Source organism: Pseudomonas sp. SMN11, assembly GCF_052041945.1.
Lineage (GTDB): Bacteria > Pseudomonadota > Gammaproteobacteria > Pseudomonadales > Pseudomonadaceae > Aquipseudomonas.
The window spans coordinates 70,665-93,495 of sequence record NZ_JBKGGW010000025.1 but is presented as its reverse complement, the minus strand read 5'-3'; the positions used below and the strand labels follow the sequence as shown (position 1 = coordinate 93,495).

General features: G+C 66.5%; 20 protein-coding genes. 4 read left to right on the top strand and 16 right to left on the bottom strand.

The genetic code is table 11. From position 1 onward, the window contains the following. A partial coding sequence (locus tag ACLEJU_RS19705) for a hypothetical protein (RefSeq protein ID WP_440776740.1) occupies positions 1–121 on the top strand: 121 nt, incomplete at its 5' end. A gap of 150 nt (positions 122–271) precedes the next feature. Here ACLEJU_RS19705 and ACLEJU_RS19700 read toward each other — a convergent pair. The 5 genes from ACLEJU_RS19700 to ACLEJU_RS19680 all read right to left on the bottom strand — a co-directional run bounded on the left by ACLEJU_RS19700 (position 272) and on the right by ACLEJU_RS19680 (position 6,081). Continuing rightward, on the bottom strand, positions 272–976 hold the full coding sequence (locus tag ACLEJU_RS19700) for an NAD(P)H-dependent oxidoreductase (RefSeq protein ID WP_435422833.1): 705 nt from the start codon (positions 974–976) through the stop codon (positions 272–274). A 9-nt stretch (positions 977–985) separates the two neighbouring features. Beyond that, complete coding sequence (locus tag ACLEJU_RS19695) at positions 986–2,620, bottom strand: ABC transporter ATP-binding protein (RefSeq protein WP_435422832.1); 1,635 nt, start codon at positions 2,618–2,620, stop codon at positions 986–988. Between the two features lie 2 nt (positions 2,621–2,622). Beyond that, entirely contained in the window at positions 2,623–3,450 is an 828-nt protein-coding gene (locus ACLEJU_RS19690; protein WP_435422831.1) for an ABC transporter permease, read from the bottom strand. Between the two features lie 3 nt (positions 3,451–3,453). Then, positions 3,454–4,413, bottom strand: a complete 960-nt coding sequence (locus ACLEJU_RS19685) for an ABC transporter permease (protein WP_435422830.1) — start codon at positions 4,411–4,413, stop codon at positions 3,454–3,456. Between the two features lie 66 nt (positions 4,414–4,479). After that, on the bottom strand, positions 4,480–6,081 hold the full coding sequence (locus ACLEJU_RS19680) for an ABC transporter substrate-binding protein (protein WP_435422829.1): 1,602 nt from the start codon (positions 6,079–6,081) through the stop codon (positions 4,480–4,482). A gap of 187 nt (positions 6,082–6,268) precedes the next feature. On the opposite strand from ACLEJU_RS19680, the gene ACLEJU_RS19675 reads away from it, so the two are divergent. Beyond that, positions 6,269–6,709 carry an RrF2 family transcriptional regulator gene (locus ACLEJU_RS19675; RefSeq protein WP_435422828.1) on the top strand — a complete coding sequence of 147 codons (441 nt, stop codon included), beginning with the start codon at positions 6,269–6,271 and terminating at the stop codon, positions 6,707–6,709. 145 nt (positions 6,710–6,854) lie between these two features. On the opposite strand, the gene ACLEJU_RS19670 is transcribed toward ACLEJU_RS19675, so the two are convergent. From ACLEJU_RS19670 to ACLEJU_RS19620, 11 genes are all read right to left on the bottom strand, one after another. Further along, complete coding sequence (locus ACLEJU_RS19670; protein ID WP_435422827.1) at positions 6,855–8,270, bottom strand: aldehyde dehydrogenase family protein; 1,416 nt, start codon at positions 8,268–8,270, stop codon at positions 6,855–6,857. Beyond that, positions 8,263–9,453, bottom strand: a complete 1,191-nt coding sequence (locus ACLEJU_RS19665; RefSeq protein ID WP_435422826.1) for a pyridoxal phosphate-dependent aminotransferase — start codon at positions 9,451–9,453, stop codon at positions 8,263–8,265. The genes ACLEJU_RS19670 and ACLEJU_RS19665 overlap by 8 nt, the downstream gene beginning before the upstream one ends. A 29-nt stretch (positions 9,454–9,482) precedes the next feature. Continuing rightward, positions 9,483–11,090 (bottom strand): 5-guanidino-2-oxopentanoate decarboxylase, encoded by a 1,608-nt coding sequence (locus ACLEJU_RS19660; protein ID WP_435422825.1) that lies wholly within the window; start codon positions 11,088–11,090, stop codon positions 9,483–9,485. A 10-nt stretch (positions 11,091–11,100) separates the two neighbouring features. Further along, the gene (locus tag ACLEJU_RS19655) at positions 11,101–13,200 is read right to left on the bottom strand and encodes an acetate--CoA ligase family protein (RefSeq protein ID WP_435422824.1); all 2,100 of its coding nucleotides are present in this window, start codon (positions 13,198–13,200) and stop codon (positions 11,101–11,103) included. A gap of 13 nt (positions 13,201–13,213) precedes the next feature. Then, positions 13,214–14,374 carry an acyl-CoA dehydrogenase family protein gene (locus ACLEJU_RS19650; protein WP_435422823.1) on the bottom strand — a complete coding sequence of 387 codons (1,161 nt, stop codon included), beginning with the start codon at positions 14,372–14,374 and terminating at the stop codon, positions 13,214–13,216. Positions 14,375–14,410: 36 nt separating this feature from the next. Next, positions 14,411–15,202 carry an enoyl-CoA hydratase/isomerase family protein gene (locus ACLEJU_RS19645; RefSeq protein ID WP_435422822.1) on the bottom strand — a complete coding sequence of 264 codons (792 nt, stop codon included), beginning with the start codon at positions 15,200–15,202 and terminating at the stop codon, positions 14,411–14,413. 373 nt (positions 15,203–15,575) lie between these two features. After that, a complete protein-coding gene (locus ACLEJU_RS19640; RefSeq protein ID WP_435422821.1) occupies positions 15,576–16,988 on the bottom strand; it encodes an amino acid permease in 1,413 nt (470 codons plus the stop codon). A gap of 126 nt (positions 16,989–17,114) precedes the next feature. Further along, the gene (locus tag ACLEJU_RS19635) at positions 17,115–19,367 is read right to left on the bottom strand and encodes an ATP-binding protein (RefSeq protein ID WP_435422820.1); all 2,253 of its coding nucleotides are present in this window, start codon (positions 19,365–19,367) and stop codon (positions 17,115–17,117) included. Continuing rightward, positions 19,364–20,101 carry a substrate-binding periplasmic protein gene (locus tag ACLEJU_RS19630; RefSeq protein ID WP_435422837.1) on the bottom strand — a complete coding sequence of 246 codons (738 nt, stop codon included), beginning with the start codon at positions 20,099–20,101 and terminating at the stop codon, positions 19,364–19,366. Before ACLEJU_RS19630 ends, ACLEJU_RS19635 begins: the two co-directional genes overlap by 4 nt. Before the next feature lie 23 nt (positions 20,102–20,124). Beyond that, a complete protein-coding gene (locus ACLEJU_RS19625; RefSeq protein WP_435422819.1) occupies positions 20,125–20,841 on the bottom strand; it encodes a response regulator in 717 nt (238 codons plus the stop codon). Positions 20,842–20,917: 76 nt separating this feature from the next. Then, positions 20,918–21,565: a TetR family transcriptional regulator C-terminal domain-containing protein gene (locus ACLEJU_RS19620; protein ID WP_435422818.1), complete on the bottom strand. Its 648-nt coding sequence runs from the start codon at positions 21,563–21,565 to the stop codon at positions 20,918–20,920. A 106-nt stretch (positions 21,566–21,671) separates the two neighbouring features. Between ACLEJU_RS19620 and ACLEJU_RS19615 the strand changes: the two genes are divergently transcribed. Beyond that, positions 21,672–22,427: an enoyl-CoA hydratase-related protein gene (locus ACLEJU_RS19615; protein WP_435422817.1), complete on the top strand. Its 756-nt coding sequence runs from the start codon at positions 21,672–21,674 to the stop codon at positions 22,425–22,427. A 92-nt stretch (positions 22,428–22,519) separates the two neighbouring features. Then, entirely contained in the window at positions 22,520–22,801 is a 282-nt protein-coding gene (locus tag ACLEJU_RS19610; protein WP_435422816.1) for a hypothetical protein, read from the top strand. The last annotated feature ends 30 nt before the right edge of the window (positions 22,802–22,831 follow it).

Genomic DNA, 22,831 nt, shown 5'->3' with positions numbered 1-22,831 from the left:
TCTGCGCAAGATTGCATCGGCGGAATACGGTGCACTGGGGGACATTTCGACCCTGGCTGACCCGGGCGTGGTGCAGCACCTGATCGACACCCACAAGACGATGAGCCTGGCTTCGGCCTGACAGAACGGCTGCACGCGGGCCCCTGTAGGAGCGACCTTGCGTCGCGAAAGGGCCGCAAAGCGGCCCCGGCAATGTCGGCGGCGAAGCTGAAATCCTGGGGCTGCTTCGCAGCCCTTTCGCGACGCAAGGCCGCTCCTACAGGATTGGAGATCAGCGCGGCAACGGATACAGCGCCTCATCGAACTGGTCCAGCCGTGGGAAATTCAGCGGCAGGTCATCCGACAGGTGCTGCAGGCGTTGCTCGTAACTGCGCAGGAACGCCTGGCGCGCCTCATCGTTGATGTACGGCACATGCCAGGCCACAAACGGCTCCAGCACCTCGAAACCGACATAGGCCAGGGTCCCGCGCAGGATCGGCCGCAGCATGTCTTCCAGCGGCCCGTGGATCGCCCCCTCGCCGAACATGTGCTCGCGCCCGCCCAGGGTCACCGTCACCAGCGCGCGCTTGCCGGCCAGGCCGCCCTGGTCGTAGAAACGCTTGCCGCCGTAGCACACCCCGGACACCAGTACCCGGTCGATCCAGCCCTTGAGCATCGCCGGCGCCGAGAACCAGAAGATCGGGAAGTTCAGCACCAGCAGGTCGGCCCACAGCAGTTTGTCCAGCTCCTGCTGGATGTCCGGCGCGATGGAACCGCTCTTCACGCCCAGGCGCTGCTCCAGGGCATACACCAGGTACTCCGGGTTTTCCCGGTGGCTGAAGTCATCGGCGCTGGCCACCGGGTTCCAGCCCATGGCGTACAGGTCGCTGACCTGCACCTCATGGCCCTGGGCTTGGAAGGTCTGTGCCGCCTGGTCGCGCAATGCGGCGGTGAAGGACTGAGGCTCTGGGTGAGCGTGAACGATCAAGACTTTCATGGGCAATCCTCAAACAGTAGCCAAAGGGGTATTGGAGTTGCGCGCCGCCAGCAGGCGGTCGAGCCAGTCGGGGTCCATCTCGGGCTCGCAGGAGAACAGCAGCCCGGTGTAATCACGGTGCGGAGGCTGGAAGATCGCTTCGCGGCTGCCCTGGTCGACCACCCGCCCGCGCTGCATCACCAGCACCTCGTCAGCGATGGCGCGCACGGTGGCCACGTCGTGGGTGATGAACAGGTAGGCCACGCCCAGCTCGCGCTGGATGCGGTCGAGCAGTTTCAGCACACCCTCGGCCACCAGCTGGTCGAGGGCCGAGGTCACTTCGTCGCAGATGATCAGCTGGGGTTCGGCGGCCAAGGCACGGGCGATGCAGATCCGCTGCTTCTGCCCGCCCGACAGCTCGCGTGGCAGGCGGTCCATGTACTTGGCCGGCTCCAGGTCGATCATCCGCAGCAGGTCGGCGACCCGCTCGCGCAGCGCCTTGCCCTTGAGCCCCAGGTAAAAGCTCAGCGGCCGGCCGATGATGTCGATGATGCGCTGGCGTGGGTTGAGCGCGGTGTCGGGGATCTGGTAGATCATCTGGATGCGCCGCAGCTGCTCCTTGCTGCGCTGGCGGTAGTCGGCCGGCAAGGCTTCGCCGTCATACAGCACCTGGCCCGAGGTCGGCGGCAGCAGGCCGCTGATCAGGCGCGCGGTGGTGCTCTTGCCACTGCCCGACTCGCCGATCACCGCCAGGGTCTGGCCGCGATAGAGCTTCAGCGAAACATCGTGCAGCACCGGCTGCTGGCCATAACGGGCATCGGCGTTGCGCACTTCCAGCAAGGGTTTTTCATTTCCCGGGCGGGCCTTGGCCGTGGTGTGGAAGTTGCGCACCGCCCACAGCGACTGGGTGTAGGCCTGCTGCGGGGCGCTGAGCATGTGGCGGGTCTGCGCCTCCTCCACCAGGCTGCCGTGGCGCAGCACCATGATGCGGTCGGCCATCTGCGCCACCACCGCCAGGTCATGGCTGATGTAAAGCGCGGCGCTGCCGAAGGTCTTCACTGCGTCGCGGATCGCCGCCAGCACCTCGATCTGGGTGGTGACGTCCAGCGCCGTGGTCGGTTCGTCGAAGATGATCAGGTCCGGGTGGCAGGCCATGGCCATGGCAGTCATCACCCGCTGCAGCTGGCCGCCGGACAGCTGGTGCGGGTAACGCTGGCCGATGTGCTCGGGGTCTGGCAGGCGCAGGATGCGGTACAGCTCCACCGCCTCGGCCTCGGCCTTGGCGCGGTCGATGCCGCCGTTGGTCACGGCCGTTTCCACGTGCTGGTCGATCAGCCGGTGTGCCGGGTTGAACGAGGCGGCAGCGCTCTGCGCCACATAGGCGATGCGCAGGCCGCGCAACTTGCGCAGGGTTTCGGCGCTGCACTCGAGCAGCTGAATGCCATCGAAGCACACGCTGCCGCCGGTGATGCGGCAGCCGTCGCGCACGTAGCCCATCGCGGCCAGGCCCAGGGTGGATTTGCCGGCCCCGGACTCACCAATCAGGCCCAGCACCTCGCCGCGCTTGAGTGTCAGGTCGATGCCCTTGATCAGCGGGTGCCAGGCGTCGTCATGCTGGCCTTCAATGCGCAGGCCACGGATTTCCAGCAAGGTATCAGGGTTCATGCTCAGCACTCCTTCAGGCCGCTGGACAGGTGCAGCACCCAGTCGACGACAAAGTTCACGCTCACCGTGATCAACGCCACCGCCAGTGCCGGCAGCAGCGGGCTGATGTCACCGAAGGTGATCAGCACCGCGTTGTCGCGCACCATGCTGCCCCAGTCGGCGGTCGGCGGCTGGATGCCGAGGCCGAGGAACGACAAGGCGCTGATGAACAGGAAGACGAAGCAGAAGCGCAGGCCGAATTCGGCAATCAGCGGCGCTGCGGCATTGGGCAGTACTTCGCGGGTGACCAGCCACCACAGACCTTCACCGCGTAGCCGTGCGGCCTCGACAAAGTCCTGCACCACCACGTTCATGGCCACCGCCCGCGACAGGCGGAACACCCGCGTGGCGTCGAGCAGGGCGATCACCAGCACCAGCGAGGTGGCCGTGGTGCCGACCACGCTGAGGATCAGCAAGGCGAAGATCAGTTGCGGGATGGCCATCAGGATGTCCACCAGGCGCGACAGGCCCTGGTCGATCCAGCCACCCTTGATGGCCGCGACCAGCCCGCACAGGCCGCCCAGCAGAAAGGCCAGGCTGGTGGTCATGAAGGCGATGCCGAGGGTGTTGCGGGCGCCGAACAGCAGGCGGCTGAAGGTATCGCGGCCAAGGTTGTCGGTGCCCAGCAGGAACTGCGGGCTCCAAGGCGCGAAGCCCTCTCCGACCACCTGGGTTTCGCCGTAAGGCGCCAGCAGCGGTGCAAACAGCGCCACCACGGTGTAGGCAACAATCACCAGCAGGCCGAACTTGGCGCTCAGGGGCGCGCGCAGCACAGGTGTGAACAGGCTCATGGTCTACCCCTTCGGATGCATCAGGCGTGGGTTGCTGGCAATCGACAGCACGTCGGCGCCGGTATTGAGCAGGATGTAGGTGCCGGCGAAGATCAGGCTGCAGGCCTGCACCACCGGGATGTCGCGCTTGGCCACCGAATCCACCAGCAACTGGCCGAGCCCCGGGTAGACGAACACCACCTCCACCACCACCACGCCTACCACCAGGTACGCCAGGTTCAGCGCCACCACGTTGACGATCGGCGCCAGGGCATTGGGCAAGGCATGCCTGAAGATCACGCGCGCCGGCGACACGCCCTTGAGCCGTGCCATCTCGATGTAGGGGCTGGCGAGCAGGTTGATCAGCGAGGCGCGGGTCATGCGCATCATCTGCGCGATCACCACCAGGCTCAGGGTCGCCACCGGCAGCACCGAGACTTCCAGCACCTCACCCAGCGAGGCATCCGCAGGCTGGCTGGAGATGCCCGGCAGCCATTCGAGCTTCACCGCGAACACCAGGATCAGCAGGTAGGCCACGAAGAACTCGGGGAACGACACGGCGCTCAAGGCGCCGGTATTGAGCAGGCGGTCGAACCAGCTGTTGCGGTACAACGCCGCGAGCATGCCCAGCAGCAATGCCGTCGGCACCGAGAACAGCGCCGCCAGCAGGGCCAGGCTGAAGGTATTGCCCAGCCGTGCGCCGACCAGCTCGATGATCGGCCGCTGGTTGGCCAGCGACACGCCCAGGTCACCGTGCACCAGGCGCCACGCCCACTGCACGAAACGCTGCACCGGCGACAGGTCCAGCCCCAGCTGGGCGCGCAGGGCCGCCACGGTTTCCGGGGTGGCCGACTGGCCGAGCATGGCCTGGGCGATGTCGCCTGGCAGCAGGCTGACTGCCAGGAAGATCACCACCGAGACCGCAAACAGCGACAACAGGCCCAGGGCCAGCCGCTGCACAAGCAGTTTGCCAAGATTGTTCACCGTACCACTCCTCGTCTGGATGCGGGGTTGCGGGTCAAGGGTTCAGCCTTGCGTAACGTCAGCGGCTCAGGCCTGCCACCAGCGCTCGATCACCCGCAGGCCATCCAGCTCGCCGTAGGGCGCGGTGAGCGGACCATGGGCCACGCGGCTGGAACGGGCTGCGACGGAGCTTGCGAACAGCGGCACGATCGCCCCGCCATCATCGCGGCACAGCGCCTGCATTTCGTTGTACATCTCGCGGCGCAGCGGCTCGTTCATCTCGCCACGGGCGGCGTTGAGCAGCTGGTTGAAGCGCGGGTTGTCCCAGTGTGTCTCGTTCCACGCCGCACCCTTGGCGTAGCCGATGCTGAACATGCGGTCGGCGGTGAGGCTGGAGTACCAGAACGAGGTGGTGAACGGCTGTTTCATCCAGACATTGGTGAAGAACCCATCGGCCGGTTCGCGCACAACGTCGATGTCGATGCCGGCCTGGCGCGCCTGCTCCTTGAACAGGACCGAGGCATCCACTGCGCCGCTGTAGGCGGCATCGGAGGCCTGCAGGCGCACCTTGAGGCTGTCCATGCCGGCCTGGCGCAAGTAGAAGCGGGCCTTGTCCGGGTCGTAGACGCGCTGTTCCAGCGCCGGGTTGATGAAGCGGTTGGCCGGCTGCAGCGGGTGGTCGTTGCCGACCTGGCCGTAGCCGTAAAGCACCGAGGCCAGCAAGGTCTCGCGGTTGATCGCGTGCTTGAGGGCCAGGCGCACGTTGTTGTCGCGGAACTGCTCGCTGTCGGTCAGCATCGGGAAGGTGTAGTGCTGGGCGCCCTTGGTTTCCTCGATCACCAGCTTCGGGTTGCGCTTGAGCAAGGCCACGGTCTTGAGGTCGACCTTGTTGATCACATCGACCTTGCCGGTGACCAAGGCGTTGACCCGTGCGGCGCCGTCGGCGATGGCGATCAGCTCGGCGCTGGCGAAATGCGCCCTGCCCGGCTTCCAGTAGTCCGGGCTGCGCTCCAGGTCCATGCGCACGCCCGGCTCGAAGCCCTTGATGCGGTAGCCGCCGGTGCCGACGCCGGCCTGCCAGTCGGCCAGGCCGTCCTTGGCGGGCATGATCACCAGGTGGTAGTCGGCGACCACGTAGGCGAAGTCGGCATTGCCCGAGTGCAGCTCGAACACTACGGTGTCGGGGGCGCTGGCGCTCACCTTGGCGACATCGCCCAATACGGTCTTGGCTGCAGAGGTGGACTTGTCGCCCAGGTGGTGCTGGATCGAGGCCACCACGTCGTCAGCGTTGAGGGTCTTGCCGTTGTGGAAGGTCACGCCCTGGCGCAGGGTGAAAGTCCAGACCTTGGCGTCGGGGCTCGATTCCCAGCGCTCGGCCAGCTCAGGGATGGCAGTGCCTTCCACGGAAATTTCGGTGAGGGTGTTGTACACCGCCGAGAAGCCGATGAAGGTGAAGGTATCGACCCACGAGCCTGGGTCCTTGGAGTCGGTGGTGCTGCCCCCGGCCAGGCCCAGGCGCAAGGTGCCGCCCGGCTTTGGCGTGGCCTCCTCGGCATGGCCAGCCAGCGGCAGGCCGAGGGAAAACGCCCCGGCGATGGCCGCGGCGGCCGCGCTGTACTTGAGGAAATCCCGGCGCGGCAGGCTGCCGTCGAGGATGGCGTGAGGATTGTTCTTGTTGTTATCGCTCATGGCATTTGCCCCTGTTGAACCGCAAGAAATTGTTGTTCGGTCAAAGCGGATTGCGTAGAAGCTGTTTACAATTTGTAATTGTTACCGTAACAAATACATTAGCGGCAGGACAAGCTGATTTCCAGCGCCCGATACCGGGCATTTTCACTGGTGTACCATTGACGTTTTCGCAGGGAGCTTTTGCCCCATGAGCCAGTCGACCCGACTCATCACCGCCTCGTACATCCTTTCGTTCGTGGCGGCTAATGCCCCGCAGAAATTGCGCACCGAGACCATCGCCAAATGGGTAAAGGTGCACCCGACCCGCGTGCGCTCGATGGTATCGCAGATGGTCAAAGCCAATATCCTGACCTCCTATCGCGGCGCCCAGGGCGGCGTGACCCTGGCCCGCGCGCCGCAGGAGATCACCTTGCGCGAGGTGTATGACGCGGTGCAGGAAAGCTCGCTGATTGCCGAGAAGATCGACAACCCGTTTGCCGGGCTTGAAGACCACTGCAAGGTGTACGAGGTGTTCACCCGGCTGTTCGCGATGCTGGAGCAGAACATGCGCCTGGACCTGGGGGCGATTACAGCGGACCAGTTGTTCGTGGCGTTCGATACGCCCAGGGAACACACTCACACGGCCTGAACGCGGTCCCTGTAGGAGCGGCCTTGCGTCGCGAAAGGGCCGCAGCGCGGCCCCGGCAATTCATGCGGCGAAGCTGAGATCCTGGGGGCGCTTCGCACCCCTTTCGCGACACAAGGCCGCTCCTACAGGGGACCGTGTCAAGGCTTCAGAGCTGCATGGCCTTCACCTCGACGAACTCGTGCAGGCCCTCCTCCCCCCACTCGCGGCCATTGCCCGACTGCTTATAGCCGCCGAACGGTGCCTGGTAGTTGAATGCCCCGCCATTGACGAAGCACTGCCCCGCACGCAACTGGCGGCCCAACTGCAGCGCCTGGTCGCGACTACCAGCCCACACCGCGCTGGACAGCCCGAACGGCGAGTCGTTGGCCAGGGCAATGCCTTCGGCCTCGTCGGCGTAGGGAATCAGGCACAGCACCGGCCCGAAGATTTCCTCCTGGGCAATGCGCATGCGGTTGTCGACGTCGGCGAAAATCGTCGGCGGCACATAGAACCCGCGCTCGAAGCCCGGAGCCGTCTCCCCGCCACACACCAGCCGCGCGCCCTCTTCATGCCCCACTCGGATGTATTCCTGCACCGTGCGCCGTTGCCCGGCCGAGCACATCGGCCCGAGGAAACTGCGCGGGTCCTGTGGATCGCCCATGACCAGGCTGCGGGCCTCGTCCACGGCGATCTCCACGGCTTCGACATAGCGCGAGGCCGGCAGCAGCATACGCGTCAGTGCCGTGCAGGTCTGCCCCGAGTTGATCATCACGTCCTGCACGCCATGGCGTACCGCAGCTTCCAACGGGGCGTCGGCGGTGATCAGGAACGGCGATTTGCCACCCAGCTCCAGGCACACCCGCTTCACCGACGGCGCTGCCGCCTGGGCAACCCGCACCCCCGCCCCGGTGGACCCGGTGAACGAGACCATGTCCACCAGCGGGTGCCGCGCCAACGCCTCACCGACCTTCGCCCCCGGCCCGCTGACCAGGTTGAACACCCCGGCCGGCAGCCCGATGGCCTCGATCATTTCCGCCAGCAGGAAGGCATGCAGCGGGGTTTCCTGGCTCGGCTTGACTACCACCGTGCAGCCCGCAGCCAAGGCCGGTGCCAGCTTGCCGATCAGTTGATGCAGCGGGTAGTTCCAGGGGTTGATGAACGCGCACACGCCCACCGCCTCGCGGTACACCAGCGAGTTACCGACTTCGCGCACCTCGTCCATCTTGCCGGCCAGCTCGATGTACTGTTCCAGACCGACAATGGGCCCATCGACCTGCACCGAGCGGCACCATTGCACCGGCATGCCCAACTCGTTGGTAATCACCGCGGCCATCTCGTCGGCCCGCGCCTTGAGCTGTTCGGCCAGGGCGCGAATGAACCCGGCGCGTACGCTGGACGCCGTGCGCGACCAGTCGGCAAAGGCCCTGCGTGCCGCGCTGACGGCGCGTTCCACATCCTCTTCGTTACCCAACGGTACCTTGCCGGCCACCGCCTCGCTGGCCGGGTCGATCACCTCCGCCATGCCCTGCCCCGCTGGTTGCTGCCAGCGGCCATCGATGAACAGACGGCTGTATTCACGCATCGCGTTGCGCCTCCATCAGTTCGCTGGCGCACAGGGCAATGCGGCGGCAGGCTTCACCGAGGGGTTCAGCGCCGAGCACCAGGCCCAGGCGGATATGCCCGGCCGCACTCGGGCCGAACGCTTCACCGGCCAGCACCGACACCCCATGCTGGTCGAGCAGACGGTCGGCGAAAGCTTGTGCGCTGAGCCCGGTCTCGCGGATATCGACCATCACGAACATGCCGCCATCGGGCTTGAGTGCCCGCAAGCCCGGGCAATTCGCCAGCCGCTCGCACACCAGGTCGCGGCGCTGGCGGTAGGCTTCGCGCATGCCGTCCAGTTCCGGCAAGGGCTGCTCCAGCGCAGCCACTGCGGCATCCTGAATGAAGTCCGGCGAGCCGTAGAGCATGCACAGCGCCAGGTTTTCCAGGTGCCCGGACAGCGCTGGCGAACCGACCACCCAGCCGACTCGCCAACCGGTCATGGCATGGGACTTGGACAGGCTGTTCAGCGTCGCCGTGCGCTCGGCCATGCCCGGCAGGCTGGCGGGGCTGATGTGCTCGCCTTCGAACAGCAGCTCGCTGTACACCTCGTCGCTGATCAGCCACAGGTCATGGGCGATGCACAGTTCGGCCAGGGCCTCCCAGGTGCTGCGCGGCAGGCTGGCGCCGGAGGGGTTGTGCGGGCTGTTCAGCGCCAGGGCACGGGTGCGCGGGGTGATCCGTGCGGCGACGTCCTCCGGCTGCACGCGGAAGCCATGCTCCGGGCGCACCGGCACCGGCACCACCTTGGCACCGCAGGCACCGAACACCGCTTCGTAGGTGACATACATCGGTTCGGCGACGATCACTTCATCGCCTGCCTCCAGCACGCATTGGGCGACGCAGAACAGCGCGCACTGCGCCCCCGCCAGCACCGTCACCTGCTCGGCGGTGACCGCCTGGCCGCTGCGTTGCTGGTGGCGACGGGCGATGGCCTCGCGCAGGCTGCGCTTGCCGCGCACATCGGCGTAATGGGTGTTGCCGGCTTCGAGGCTGGCCACGGCCGCCTGGACGATCGGCGCTGGGGTGTCGAAGTCCGGGTCGCCGACCGACAGCAGCAGTACGTCGCGGCCTTCTTCAAGCATGGCCAGGGCGCGGTAGTGGATCTCCCAGGCGGCGGCGCCGTCACCGGCGATCCGTTGGGTCAATGAGGAAAATCGCATGGCTGGTTGTCCTGTTGTGCGGGGTGGGCTCAGCGCGCGCAGGCGTGCTTGAGCTCGATCAGGGTCACGCCGTTGCGGGCAAAGCCGCCGCGCAGGTCGCGTTGCAGTTCGTCGAGGCTCTGCGGCTGCGCGACCGTGCAACCGAAGGCACGGGCCAGGCCGGCGAAGTCCGGGTTGCGCGGCAGTACGCCGATGGGCTCGATGTCCAGGTCGAGCATGTCGTCGCGGATCTGCCCCAGCGCGTCGTTGTTCCACAGCAGCACCACCAGCGGGCGGTCCAACTCCTCGACCGCGGTCGCCAGCTCCTGCGCGGTGTAGAGGAAACCACCGTCACCCACCAGCACCAGGCCCGGGCGGTCGGCCGTGGCGAACATGGCGCCGATACCGGCCGGCAGGCCGTAGCCGAGGGTGCCGTAGCCGGTCGGGTGCAGCCAGCTGCGCGGCGCCCGGCTGCTGAACACATAGTTACCGGTGTAGGCCAGCTGGGTCATGTCGGTGCTGATGAAGGCGTTTTCTGGCAGCTCGGCCGCGACCCGCTGCAGGATCGCCTGGTGGATCGCCTGCAGAGGGCCGTGGTTCGCCTGCACCGCACCCCGCAGGCGGGCCACTGCCGCGCTGGCCCGGGCTGCATCGCGCACGCCGTCCGGCAACTGTTCGAGCAGCCCCGCAAGGGTCTGCCGGGCATCGCCGTGCAATGCCAGCGCGCAGGGGTAGAAGTCGTTGAACTTGCGCGGGTCGATATCGACCCGCAGCAGCTCGCCGGTCAGTGGCAGGCGCTCGCGCCAGAAGTCGGTGTCGGCCATTTCGGTGCCGACCGCCAGCACCACGTCGGCCTCGGCGATCAGCGCCCAGCCCGGCTCCACGCACAGCGTAGAGCCGGCATTGAGCGGCGAGTCCAGCGGCGCCAGGCCCTTGCCAGCGACGCTGGTGAACAGTGGCGCAGCCAGGCGTGTGCTCAGCTGCTGCAGCTCGGCGCCCGCCTGCAGGGCGCCACCGCCAGCGATGATCATCGGGCGCTTCGCTGCTGCCAGTCTGGCCGCCGCCTGTTGCAGGCTGTCGAGGCTAGCCGGGCCGCGACCGGGGCGGCGTACCACTTCATTGCTCCAGTCCCGCGCCACCGGCGCGGCCAGTACGTCCAGCGGCACCGAGATATGCACCGGGCGCGGGCGTTCGCTGTCGAACACGGCATAGGCGCGGGCGATCAGCTCCGGCAGGTCTTCGGCCTTCAGCGCCACGGCCGAGAAGGCGGTGATCGGCGCGGTCATGGCGCGCTGGTCCTGGGTCTCGTGCAGGCAGCCCCAGCCTTTGCCCAGGCTGGCGGTGTGATTGACGCTGGAAATCACCAGCAGCGGAATCGAGTCGGCGTAGGCCTGGCCGATGGCGGTGGCCGCGTTGGTCACGCCAGGGCCGGTGATGACAAAGCAGACGCCCGGCTTGCCGCTGACCCGGGCATAGCCGTCGGCCATGAAGCCGGCGCCCTGCTCGTGCCGGGTGAGCACATGGCGAATGCCGCTGCCGGGCAGGCCGCGGTACAGCTCCAGGGTGTGCACGCCGGGGATGCCGAAGACGGTGTCGACGCCGTAGTTGGCCAGCAGGCGCACCAGCGCCTGGCCGCCCGTGAGTGTGGGTTTTGTCATGTTCATGTCCTTACACCTGGCCGAGGCGGATCAAGGCATCGACCGCCGTGGTGCCATTGGCACCGACCATCAATGGGTTCACATCCAGCTCCAGCAGCTGGCTGGCGTTTTCGCAGGCGTAGTCGGCCACCGCGCGGATGGCGGCGACCAGTGCATCCAGGTCGGCCGCCGGCTTGCCACGGAAGCCCTGCAGCAAGGCCGCGCTGCGCAGGCCGAGCACGGCCTTGCGGATGGCGCCGTCGGTGGTCGGCAGCAGCAGGCTGTTGCTGTCCTTGAGCAGCTCGACGAGGACGCCACCGGCACCGATCACCAGCGCCAGGCCGAAGTCTGCCTCGCGCTTGATGCCGACGATCAGCTCGGCCAGTGGCGCGTCGGCCATGGGTTCGAGCAACACCTGGTCGAAGGCGACGCCCGGCGCGTAAGCGGCGATGCGCGTGCGCATCTGTTCAAGGGCGCGGCTGAGGGCGGCCACGTCGGCCAGGTTCAGCGCCACCGCGCCGGCCTCGGTCTTGTGCGGCAACTGCGCGCTGACGGCCTTGAGCACCAGCGGGAAACCCACCTGGCCGGCATCGGCCAGAGCGTGCTGCGGGCTGCTCAGCACGCCATTCGGAATGGGTAGGCCGAAGCCGCGCAGGGCCTGCTTGGAATCCCACTCGTTGAGCAGGCGGCTGTCACCGGCCAGCGGCTGCGGGCACAGCGGCACCAGCGCCGACTCGCCCAGCGCCAGCAAGGCTGGGCGCTGCTGCGCGTAACGGGCAACCCGGCCCCAGGCCGCCAGGCCATCCTCCACGCCTTGCAGCGCCGGCACCCCGGCCGCGTGCAGGCGCTCACGGGCGCTGGCTGGCAGCAGTTCGGGGAACGCCGAGGTGACGAAACCGGTCTTGCCATGACGCTTGAGCGCCGCGCAGTACAGCTCCAGCAGCAGGTCGCATTCCTTGCGCTCGCCGGTGAACTCGGCGGGGTAATCGAGCACCAGCATCGCCGCGTCGGCGCCGCTGCGCAGGGCGCTGTCGAGCATGCGCGCCTTGGCCGGGCCGTCGCCCCAGATCGCCGTGGTGAAGTCCAGCGGGTTGACCAGGTTGGCGTAGGCCGGCAGCACCTGGGCCAGTTCTTCGACCTGGCTGGCGTCCAGGGCCGGCAGGCTCAGCTGGTTGCTTTCGCTGTAGTCGGCGATCAGCCCGGCATCGCCGCCCGAGCAGGCCAGTGCGATCAGGCTGGGGCCTTTGGGCAGGTTGCCGCAGGCGGCGGCCTTGAGGGTTTCGACGAAACTCACGGGGCCGCTGACGCGGATCACCCCCAGGCGCTCGAACAGGCTGTCGTACAGGGCATCGGAGCCTGACAGCGAACTGGTGTGGCTCAGCGCCAGCTCGGCGCCAATCTGCGACACGCCGGTCTTCAGCGCAACGATCGGGATGCCCTTCTCCAGCGCCTTGTGCGCGGCACGGGCGAAGCCCGGCACGTTCTTCAGGCCTTCCAGGTGCAGGCCGATGGCGGTGACCCGGGGTTCATCGAGCAGCACGTCCATCAGTTCGGCGATGCCCAGTTGCGCCTGGTTGCCGACCGAGGCCATGTAAGCCACCGGCAGTGAGCGGTCGCTCATCGACAGGTTGTAGGCGAAGTTGCCGCTCTGGGTCAGCACCGCCACGCCCTTCTCTACCGCCTTGCCACCGTGGGCCACGGGCCACAGGGCGGCACTGTGCAGGTAGTCGAGCAGGCCGTAGCAGTTGGGCCCGAGCAATGCCATGTTGCCGGCGGCGTCGAGCAGCTGCTGTTGCAGCGCCTGGCCCTCGGCGCCGCTTTCGGCGAAGCCCGAGGCATAGCAGATCGCCCCGCCCGCGCCTTTGGCGGCGAGTTCGGCAACGCAGGTCAGGGTCAGTTCGCGGTTGGTGGCGATGAACACCGCGTCCGGCGCGCAGGGCAGCTCGGCCACGCTGCGCACGCAGGGCACGCCGTCGATGCTGTCCTGCTGCGGGTTGACCAGCCACATCTGGCCCGGGTAGCCGCCTTCGGCACAGCGCTTGAGCGCACGGGCCATGCTGCGCCCGCCGACAAATGCCAGGTGCCGGGGGGCCAGCAGGCGTTTGAGATTGTCACGAATGGCTTGCGACATGGGGAGACTCCGGTCAGCGCAGCAGTGGGCGCAGCAGTTCGCGCGAGATGATGTGCCGCTGGATCTCCGAGGTGCCTTCCCAGATCCGCTCGATGCGTGCGTTGCGCCAGATGCGTTCGACCGGCCCCTCGTCCATCAGGCCCATGCCGCCGTAGATCTGCACCGCTTCGTCGGCGACCTTGCCGAGCACTTCGCTGGCAAACAGCTTGGCCATGCCCGCCTCGCCGTCGGTCATGCTGCCCTGGTCCATCTTCCAGGCGGTGTGCAGGGTCAGCAGTTCGGCAGCGCGGATCTGCGTGGCCATGTCGGCGAGCTTGAACGACACGCCCTGGTAGGTGCCGATCGGCTGGCCGAACTGCTTGCGGTCGGCGGCCCATTGCAGTGAAACATCCAGCGCACGCTGGGCCTGGCCGACGCAGTTGGCGGCGACCATGACCCGGCCTGCGGTCAGCCAGGCGTTGGCCACGTCCCAGCCCTTGCCGACTTCACCGAGCACCTTGGCGGCCGGCACCTTGCAGTCGTCAAAGAACAGCTCGTAAGTGTGGTAGCCACGGTTGCTCACGCATTTCGGGCCACGACGGATGGTCATGCCCGGGGTGCCGCGGTCGACCAGGAAGGCGGTGACGGCGTTGCGCTTGCGGCCGTTGTGCTCGTAGGTGTCGGTGACGGCGAAGACGATGGCGAAGTCGGCGTGCCCGGCATGGCTGATGAAGTGCTTGCTGCCATTGATCACGAAGCCGTCGCCTTCGCGCACGGCGCGGGTCTTGATCGAATTGGCGTCGGAACCGGCGCCCGGTTCGGTCAGGGCGAAGCAATCGGTCTTCTCGCCACGGATGCACGGCAGCAGGTAGTCCTCGACCTGCTGGCCGGTGCAGGCCATGAGGATCTTCGAAGGCCGGGCGACGAACACATGCAGCGCCCAGGAAACCTTCGACAGCTCGCGCTCGATCAGGGCCTGAGACAGGTAGTCGAGGCCACCGCCACCGACTTCCTCGGGCATGTTGAAGGCATAGAAACCGGCAGCGATGGCCTTGCCACGGATCTGCGCGGCGAGTTCCGGGGACACTTCGTCGGCACGGTCCACCGCTTCTTCATGGGGCAACAGCTCCTTGGCGACGAAGCTACGTACGGCATCCACCAACATTTCTTGTTCTTGGGTCAGTTGGAAATTCATGGCCTGTTCCTGGGTAACCGGGGAAAGAGTGAGTGCTTATTTGCCGCTGAAGCGTGGTGCGCGTTTTTCCATGGCTGCGCGCAAGGCCTCGGCGCCGTCGGCGCTGCGCCCGCAAAGCAGGCCGGCAGCCAGTTCCGCAGTCAGCTGCTCGGCCAGGCTGCGCGAGGCGCCCTCGCGTATCAGGCGCTTGGTCTGGGCGTAAGCGAAGGTCGGCCCCTGGGCCAGCCGTGCCGCCAGTTCGGCGGTGGCGGCGGGCAGCTGGTCGTCGGCGACCACTTCACCGACCAGGCCGGCCGCCAGGGCGCGTTCGGCGCCCCACAGCTCGTCGAGGAACAGCAGGCGCTTGGCTTGCTCGCTGCCGATCAGCCGAGGCAGGTGCCAGCTGGCGCCGGCATCCGGCGAGTAGGCCATGCTGGTGTAGCCGGCCTTGAAGCGGGCCGAATGGGCGGCCAGGCGCAGGTCGCAGCACAGCGACAGGTCCATGCCGCCGCCGACGGCGGTGCCGTTGATGGCGGCGATGGTGGGCTTGTCCAGGGTGTGCAGGCAGTGCATCAGGGCGTGGGCGGTTTCGGTCCAGCCGTAGGTTTCCAGTGCGCCACAGGCTTCGGCCTCGGCCCATTCGGCAAGGTCGGCGCCGGCGCAGAAGCTGCGGCCGGTGCCGGTCAGCACCACCACGCGCACGGCGGGGTCGGTGTTGTAGGCCTTGAGGGTGGCGTGCAGCTGCTTCAGGGTGGGGATATCCAGCGCGTTGCGCTGCTCGGGGCGGTTCAGGGTGATCCAGGCAACGCCGGCTTCAACCTGGGTGAGTAGGGACGACGGAGCGGTCATGACGGGCCTCGGATTATTGTGATTGCTGTGAGAGGTGAGGCTCATGCTAAACGAGTGTTCAGTAAGGAGGCAATTGGCGGGGTGATGTCGCTGTAACGTCATCAGGTAACGATTATGGTGTTGTTTTATAAGGATTTATCTGGACTTCAAGAAGCTTGCGGGCCAGCGCTGTTACAACTTTGTACAACTGCCCACAACCGCTGGCTCCCATTGGAACCGCGCACTTGTAGGAGCGGCCTTGTGTCGCGAAAGGGCCGCAAAGCGGCCCCAGGATCTCAGCGAAAAGGCTGGAATCGCTGGGGCTGCTTCGCAGCCCTTTCGCGACACAAGGCCGCTCCTACAGGTTCCGCGCAAGGCGGCCACTAGCGATTACTCAGGCTGCCGGCATTTCCGGCTCCAACCCCACACCCTGACGCTTGCGCTGCACCAGGAAGTACGCCGCATAGCACAACGTAATGAAGCCAAAGCCCCAGTACAGCGAAGGCCGCTGCGTCTCATCCAGCGCCAGGAACACAAACAGCGAACTGCACAGGGTGATGCACAGCAATGGCACCAGCGGGTACAGCGGCGCGCGGTACTTGAGGTCGCTCAGCTGGCCGCCGTCACGCAGGAACTGCTTGCGGAAGCGGTACTGCGCCAGGGCGATGACGATCCAGGTCACCGTGCCGGCCATGCCGCTCACTGCCATCAGCACCATGAACAAGGTGTCGGCGGCGACAAAACTGGTCAGCAGCGACACCAGCGCAAAGCACAGGGTGACGAACAGTGCGCGCAGTGGCACGCCGCGGCTGCTCAGTGGCGACAGGCTGCGCGGCGCCATGCCGGTCTTGGACATCGCCCAGAGTATGCGGGTGGAGGCATATAGCCCGGAGTTGCCCACCGACAGAATCGCAGTGAGGATCACGAAGTTCATCAGGTCTGCGGCGTAAGGAATGCCGACCATGTCGAACACCTGCACGAACGGGCTCTCCATCAGCCCGGCCTGCTGCCACGGCACGATCGCCGACAGCACCACGATCGCCAGCACGTAGAAGATCAGCACGCGGAACACCACGTTGCGCACGGCCCGCGGGATGCTCTTTTCCGGCTGGTCGGTTTCACCCGCCGCCACGCCCATGATCTCGCAGCCCTGGAAGGCATAGACCACGGTCATCATCACCGCGAACACCGCCGACAGGCCATTGGGGAACAGCGAATCGCCGATCAGGTTGGTCATCATCGGCGCCGGCGCCCCGCTGTTCAGCGTAATACCGCCGAAGATCACCAACACACCGACGATGATGAAGCCGAGGATCGCCGCCACCTTGATCCCGGAGAACCAGTATTCCGCTTCACCGAAGGCACGGGTGGCCAGGGCGTTGATGCCGAACAGCACCGCCACGAACAGCGCCGACCAGTACCAGATCGGCACCTCCGGGAACCAGCGCGTCATCAGCATGCCGGCGGCGGTGAACTCCAGGCCCACGGTGGTGGCCCAGCTCATCCAGTACACCCAGCCGATCATGAAGCCGGTGGCCGGGCCGATGAATTTTGTCGCATGGGCCTGGAACGAACCGGACACCGGCATCTGTACCGACAGTTCACCCAGGCAGACCATCACCAGGTACATCAGGAAACCGGCGACCAGGTACGCCAGGATCGCGCCCACCGGCCCGCCCTGGTTGATGGTCACCCCCGAGCCCATGAACAGCCCGGTGCCGATCACGCCACCGAGCGAGAGCATGAAGATGTGCCGGCTTTTCAATGCCCGTGTGAGGTGGATACCTTCAGCTTTACGGCCTTTCATTATTATTATCTCCAATAAGCTTCGAAGACCGCTTGTGCAGCGGTTGCGTACGATTATTGGAAAGCGATGTAAGGCCCGGTTGATCGTAAAGATCAAAGATGTAAAAAGTCGTAAGGATTTTGTCGTTCAGGCGAGCAGCAGTTCGGCCAGGGTGTTTTCGGCACGCTGCAACTGCTCGCCCAGCAATGGGCCCATGGCCCGCACGCCTGCCTTGTCACGGGCCAGCCCATGCTCTTCAAGCTGGCGCAAGGTCGCCGCCAGGCCGCACAGGCCCATGGAGTCGCTGCTGCCGGCCAGTCGATGGGCCAGGTGGGTCACCTCAGTACAGTCCCCCGCCTCGACCGCCTCGAGCAAGGCCCGGCGCTGTTGCGCCAGACCGTCTCGCAAGCCAGCCAGCAGACCTTGCAGTTTCTGCTCGCCAAGCAGCGTGCGGTGCGTGGTCAGCAACTCGTGGTCAAGCCAGGCGGACGTGGCCGGCGCTGCCTCCTGACACTGCCCCGCCAGCGCCTGGCGCAGGTTGGCAAGTTTCAGCGGCTTGCCCAGCACCCCCTGCATGCCGGCATCCAGGTAGGCACGCACCAGCCCCGGCTGCACGCTGGCGGTCAGCGCGAGGATGCGCGTATCACGGTTGGGCGTTACTCCGGCACGTAGCTGTCGGCACAGCTCCACGCCACTGATGCCCGGCAGGTGCACATCCAGCAGCAGCAGGTCGAAGCGTCGCTGAGCACACAGCTGCAAACCCTGCTCGGCATCTTCGGCCAGCCAGACTTCATGCCCGTCACGCTCCAGCAGCCCGCGCACCACCTCACGGTTCAAGGCTACGTCTTCCACCACCAGAATCTGCAGCGGCGCCGTGGCACGGTTGGCCTCGGCCATGGCCTGGGGCGCCTGCGCCGTTTCCAGTTCCAGCTCTAGCCAGAAGCAGCTGCCCTCCCCCTCGCGGCTGCGCACGCCAATTTGCCCGCCCATCTGCTCGACCAGGTGCTTGCTGATCGCCAGCCCCAGGCCGGTGCCGCCATAGCGCCGTGCGACCGCCTCACTGGCCTGGACGAAACGGTCGAAGATCTTCGGCTGCATCGCCTCGCAGATGCCGATACCGTCGTCGGTGACGCTCAGGCGCAGGTGTTGCCGGCCGGGTGGTTGCTGCAACACCTGCACTTCGACGAGGATCTCGCCGCCCTCGGTGAACTTGATGGCGTTGGCCAGCAGGTTGCTCAGCACCTGGCGCAGGTACTGCTCGGCGCCGTGCTGGTACTCGGCCAACTGCGGGTCGATGCGGCACAGCACCAGGCTGTCGTTGGCCAGCGCGCGGGGTTCGAGCAGGGTCACCACTTCGGCGCACAACTGGCGCAGGGAGAACGGCACGGACTCGGGCCGGCTTTCGCCCTCTTCCAGGCGGGCGAAATACAGCACCTCGTTGAGGATGCTCAGCAGCCCCTCGCCAGCCTTGTACAACGCCTCCAGGCGCAGGCGGTCCGGCGCTGCGAGCCCGGCGCCACGCAGCAGTTCGGCCATGCCGAGAATGCCGTTGAGCGGCGTGCGCAATTCATGGCTCATGGTAGCGAGGAAGCGCGACTTGGCCAGGTTGGCCGCTTCGGCATCGTCCTTGGCGCGCATCAGGCTCGCCGTGCGCCGCTCGACCTGCCTCTGCAGTTCGTCACGCTTGTCCTGCAAGGCCAGGCGGTCGGTTTCGCGGCGTTCGCTGTCGCTGAGGATCGCCCGGCGCATGTCGTCGAGTGCCAGTGCCACGCTGTCGATCTCGTCGGTATGGGGCGAGCGGCGCTTGTTCAGGCGCAGCGGTTCGTGCCATTGCCCGGCACCGATGCGCCGGGCGAAGTCGGCCATGACCTGCAGGTGGCGGGTCACCAGGCGATAGAACAACCCCGACAGTGCCAGCGCCAGGCCGCAGAGGAACACGCTCATCCACAGCAGGCTGGTCAGGCCGGTGGCGAACAGCCGGCGGTGCACCGCGCCCAGGTCCGTGCTCACTTCCAGTTCGCCCAGGTGCCGCGCCGACCCCGACGGCGGCTGGTAGTCCAGCGCAAAACGCTCGACCCGCAGCGGCCCCTGCGGGTTCGGCTCACCTTGCTGCAAGGTGAAGTCGGCGCTGTTCAGGCGTACCCGCGCCACATCGGAAAAGTCCACCAGCCCGCGCAACTGCACGTTCAGCTGCTCCTGGTTGAGGTCCCACAGGCTGCGCTCCAGGCTGGCCAGGTAGCCGGCGCGGATCAGCGCCATGCGCGCATCGATCTCGCGCATCTCGCGGCGGTATTCAAAATACAGCTGCACGCTGCTGGCCAGCACCGTGAAGCACAGGCTGAACAGCAGGATGAACAGCAGCAGCCGGCGCAACAGGCCACCCGGTTGCAGGCGGTTCATGGCTGGCTGACCATGTCGCGGTAGGTGACCTCGCTTTCATGCAGCCAGCGCTCCAGCTCGCCGGCGTCGGTCATCTGCTGCAGTTGCGCGTCGATGTCGGCCATGCGTGCGCTCAACGGCGAGTGGCGCGACACTGCCACGCGCAGGTAGTCGACACTCAGGGCCGGGGGCAGCGCGACGATGTCCCGGGCGCCGGGCAGGTGCTCGACGAACAGCTGGCCGGTGCGCCGCTCCTGGACCACGAAGTCGATACGCCCGCGAATCAGCTTGCCGAAGTTCTGCCCGCTGTCCGATACCCACTCGATGTTCTGGTGCTGCGCGACGAAGCGGTCGAACGCCGGGCCGTAGCTTTCGCCGAACAGCAGCCCGCCACGGTACCTGGCCAGGTCTTCGAGCTTGTCGAACTGCAGCGGGTGCTGGCGATTGGCGAACACCGCCACCTCCTCGCGCAGCACCGGCACCTGCGAGAAGCGCATCGTCTTGGCGCGCTGCTCCGAGGTGTAGGCCAGCACCACATCCACCCGCCCTTCGGCAGCATCGAGCAGGCAGCGTTGCCAGTTGCCCAGCACGACCATCTCGACCTGGTAGCCCAGCCGCCCGAACAGCTTGCGCACCACCGTCGGCGCCAGCCCGCGCGGCTGCTTGCCATCGCTCCAGGACACCGGTGGGTACACCGGGTAATCGCAGTAGCGCACGGTCTCGGCGGCCTGCAGCGCACCGCTGGCCAGCAGCATCAGCAGGCCGAACAGGTACTGGCTCACGCGGCCACGCTGGCGGTGAACAGGTAGCCGGCGCCGTGGATGGTGATGATCAGCTCGGGCTCGGCGGGGTCGTCGTGCAGCTTGCGCCGCAGGCGGCCGACCAGCACGTCGATGGAGCGGTCGTTGGGTACCCACTCACGGTTGCGGATCTGGTCCATCAGCTGGTCGCGGCTCAGGGTATGGCCGCTGTTGCGCAGGAACACGCTGAGCAGCTGGAACTCGCCGTGGGTCAACAGGGTTTCGCCGCCTTGCGCATCGATCAGCCGGCGGCGGTCGCAGTCCAGCGACCAGTCGCCGAACTGCTTGAGGGTGGCAGTGGCCACACAGGCCGGCCGGGCACCCTGGGCGTGGCGCACGCGACGGATCAGGTTCTTGGCGCGGGACACCAGTTCGCGGGGGTTGGGTGGTTTGCTGACGTAGTCGTCGGCGCCGCATTCCAGGCCGACGATGCGGTCGATCTCGTCGTTGCGCCCGGTGATCAGGATGATCCCCACTTCCGAGCGCACCCGCAGCTCGCGGGTCAGGGTCAGGCCGTCCTTGCCGGGCAGGCGAATGTCGAGCATCACCAGTTCCACCGGCTGCTCGCTCAGCAGCGTTTCGGCCTGCTCCGCGGTGGCGGCGCAGTGGACGGTATAGCCTTCCTGGGACAGGTAGGCCTGGAGCAAGTCACGAATCAGCGGATCGTCGTCGACGATCAGTACCTGAGAGGTCATTGCGGGTAGTCCTGAAGCGCCCGAAGGCGATTTTTTTATTAGAGTGGGCCAAGACTAGCGATTGCTGAACGGTCGATCAACAGCCCTCGGTGGCCGAGGTGAAGCGTTGCCGACCGCCGGCCTGCAGGCCATCGACCCAGGCCTCGCAGATCTGCACGCCCTGGGCCGGGGTGAAGGTGCCCGGGTTCAACCCGGACTCCAGCCACAGGCCATCGAGCAAGGCGCTGAGGCTGATGGCGGCAAGGTCGGCATCGAAGCGCTCCCAGCCCTCCTCCCGCGCCAGCTCCGCCAGCAGCGTGCGCAGCTCGCGGCGGTACTCGCCGTAGGAATGGTCGTGCACCTGGTTGATCGCCTCGGCAGTCTTCACCGCGCCCCAGAACGCCAGCCAGGCATCGAGCAGCTGCGGGTCGAGCAGCTCGGCGCTGAACGAGCCCCGGAAGAACGCCGACAGCCGTTCGCGGGCATTGGGCGCGACCTGGGCCATGGCCTCGCGCAGCAGTTGCATGACCCGGCCGGTGACCGCCATGTAGGCTTCGGCGACCAGCTCGTCCTTGCCCGAATAGTGGTGGCTGATCAGGCCTACCGAAACGCCGGCTTCGGCGGAGATCTTGCGGATCGAGGCGCCCTGGAAGCCATGGCGCTTCAGGCAGGCCAGGGTGGCCTCGACCAGATTGGCCTTGCGCAGTTCGGGCAGCATGCGGCTGAAGCGGGCTTCCTGGGTCATGGGGGGCTCTCGTGGATCGCACAGTTGAACGACTGTATAGCAACTCGCCTCGGTCGCGATACCCTGTTTATACTCGGGCACGATAACAACAACAGAGGCACCGCCCATGACCGACCTGATCCACCAGCAGCTCGATGAAGGCCTGCTGACCCTGCGCCTGAGCCGTGCGGACAAACTCAACGCCCTGACCAACGCCATGTACACGCGGCTGGCGGAGCTGTTCGAAGCGGCCAACGACGACCCGCAGGTCGAGGTGATCCTGATCACCGGCAGCACCGAGTGCTTCACCGCCGGCAACGACTTGCCGGACTTTCTCGACCAGCCCCCGACCGACCTGCAAAGCCCGGTGTTCCGCATGATGTGGGCGGTACTGGCGCTGGACAAACCGCTGATCGCCGCGGTGGCCGGGCCTGCGATCGGCATCGGCACCACGCTGTTGCTGCATTGCGACCAGGTTCTGATCAGCCGTGACGCCAAACTGCGCACCCCGTTCGTGGCGCTGGGGGTGTGCCCGGAGTTTGGCGCAAGCCTGTTGCTGCCACAGATGCTCGGGCATGTGCGGGCGGCGCAGCTGTTGCTGTGCAACCAGGCGCTGAATGGCGAACAGGCCGTGCAGTGGGGCCTGGCGAGCGAACTGTTCGACGATGGCACGCAATGCCTGGCCGCCGCCGTCAAGCTGGCGCGGCGCCTGCAGCAACTGCCGGCCGATGCCCTGCGCATCAGCAGGCGTCTGCTCAAGGATGGGCAGCGCGAAGCGTTGGCCGCAACGGTGGCCAAGGAAGGCCTGTTGTTCATCGAAAGGCTCAACAGCGATGAGGCAAGGGCTGCCCTGACCGCGATGGTATCGCGCAAGGGTGGCTGAAACGTCCAGGTGATACGCTTGGTATCAATGTATTCAGCAAGCGGCAGGTGTTCTAGTACAGCTACGCCGGCACGGTCGTCGGCAGCAGTTAGATGCTGCTGGGCGCGTTGCGGGCCAAGGCCGTCGCCGGCTTTTCCGACAACGCCGGCCTGCACCTGCTTGGCGTACTCGGTAACGGGACCTTGCTGGCGGCGGCGTTCGTGCTCGATGGGCAGATTGCGATCAACGTGTTCAACCTGTATGGCGCATTCATGCCTACGGTGACGGTGATCGAGCCGTTCGCGGCGCTGAAGGTCACCCCCGTGTTTCACGCCAGCTTGATGCTGGTCATCTGTGCCCAGGCGACGGCGTTGTGCCCCCTTGGCCCAGGATGACTTCATCCAGTTCTTCTTCAGCTTCAGCTT

Bases quoted from the DNA above. Each gene is read 5' to 3' on its own strand.
- ACLEJU_RS19610 (WP_435422816.1), top strand. From the start codon at position 22,520: ATGCTGCTGGGCGCGTTGCGGGCCAAGGCCGTCGCCGGCTTTTCCGAC.
- ACLEJU_RS19670 (WP_435422827.1), bottom strand. From the start codon at position 8,270: ATGCGTGAATACAGCCGTCTGTTCATCGATGGCCGCTGGCAGCAACCA.
- ACLEJU_RS19635 (WP_435422820.1), bottom strand. From the start codon at position 19,367: ATGAACCGCCTGCAACCGGGTGGCCTGTTGCGCCGGCTGCTGCTGTTC.
- ACLEJU_RS19630 (WP_435422837.1), bottom strand. From the start codon at position 20,101: ATGCTGCTGGCCAGCGGTGCGCTGCAGGCCGCCGAGACCGTGCGCTAC.
- ACLEJU_RS19650 (WP_435422823.1), bottom strand. From the start codon at position 14,374: ATGAATTTCCAACTGACCCAAGAACAAGAAATGTTGGTGGATGCCGTA.
- ACLEJU_RS19640 (WP_435422821.1), bottom strand. From the start codon at position 16,988: ATGAAAGGCCGTAAAGCTGAAGGTATCCACCTCACACGGGCATTGAAA.
- ACLEJU_RS19700 (WP_435422833.1), bottom strand. From the start codon at position 976: ATGAAAGTCTTGATCGTTCACGCTCACCCAGAGCCTCAGTCCTTCACC.
- ACLEJU_RS19615 (WP_435422817.1), top strand. From the start codon at position 21,672: ATGACCGACCTGATCCACCAGCAGCTCGATGAAGGCCTGCTGACCCTG.
- ACLEJU_RS19655 (WP_435422824.1), bottom strand. From the start codon at position 13,200: ATGTCGCAAGCCATTCGTGACAATCTCAAACGCCTGCTGGCCCCCCGG.
- ACLEJU_RS19695 (WP_435422832.1), bottom strand. From the start codon at position 2,620: ATGAACCCTGATACCTTGCTGGAAATCCGTGGCCTGCGCATTGAAGGC.
- ACLEJU_RS19665 (WP_435422826.1), bottom strand. From the start codon at position 9,453: ATGCGATTTTCCTCATTGACCCAACGGATCGCCGGTGACGGCGCCGCC.
- ACLEJU_RS19625 (WP_435422819.1), bottom strand. From the start codon at position 20,841: ATGACCTCTCAGGTACTGATCGTCGACGACGATCCGCTGATTCGTGAC.
- ACLEJU_RS19620 (WP_435422818.1), bottom strand. From the start codon at position 21,565: ATGACCCAGGAAGCCCGCTTCAGCCGCATGCTGCCCGAACTGCGCAAG.
- ACLEJU_RS19680 (WP_435422829.1), bottom strand. From the start codon at position 6,081: ATGAGCGATAACAACAAGAACAATCCTCACGCCATCCTCGACGGCAGC.
- ACLEJU_RS19690 (WP_435422831.1), bottom strand. From the start codon at position 3,450: ATGAGCCTGTTCACACCTGTGCTGCGCGCGCCCCTGAGCGCCAAGTTC.
- ACLEJU_RS19660 (WP_435422825.1), bottom strand. From the start codon at position 11,090: ATGACAAAACCCACACTCACGGGCGGCCAGGCGCTGGTGCGCCTGCTG.
- ACLEJU_RS19645 (WP_435422822.1), bottom strand. From the start codon at position 15,202: ATGACCGCTCCGTCGTCCCTACTCACCCAGGTTGAAGCCGGCGTTGCC.
- ACLEJU_RS19675 (WP_435422828.1), top strand. From the start codon at position 6,269: ATGAGCCAGTCGACCCGACTCATCACCGCCTCGTACATCCTTTCGTTC.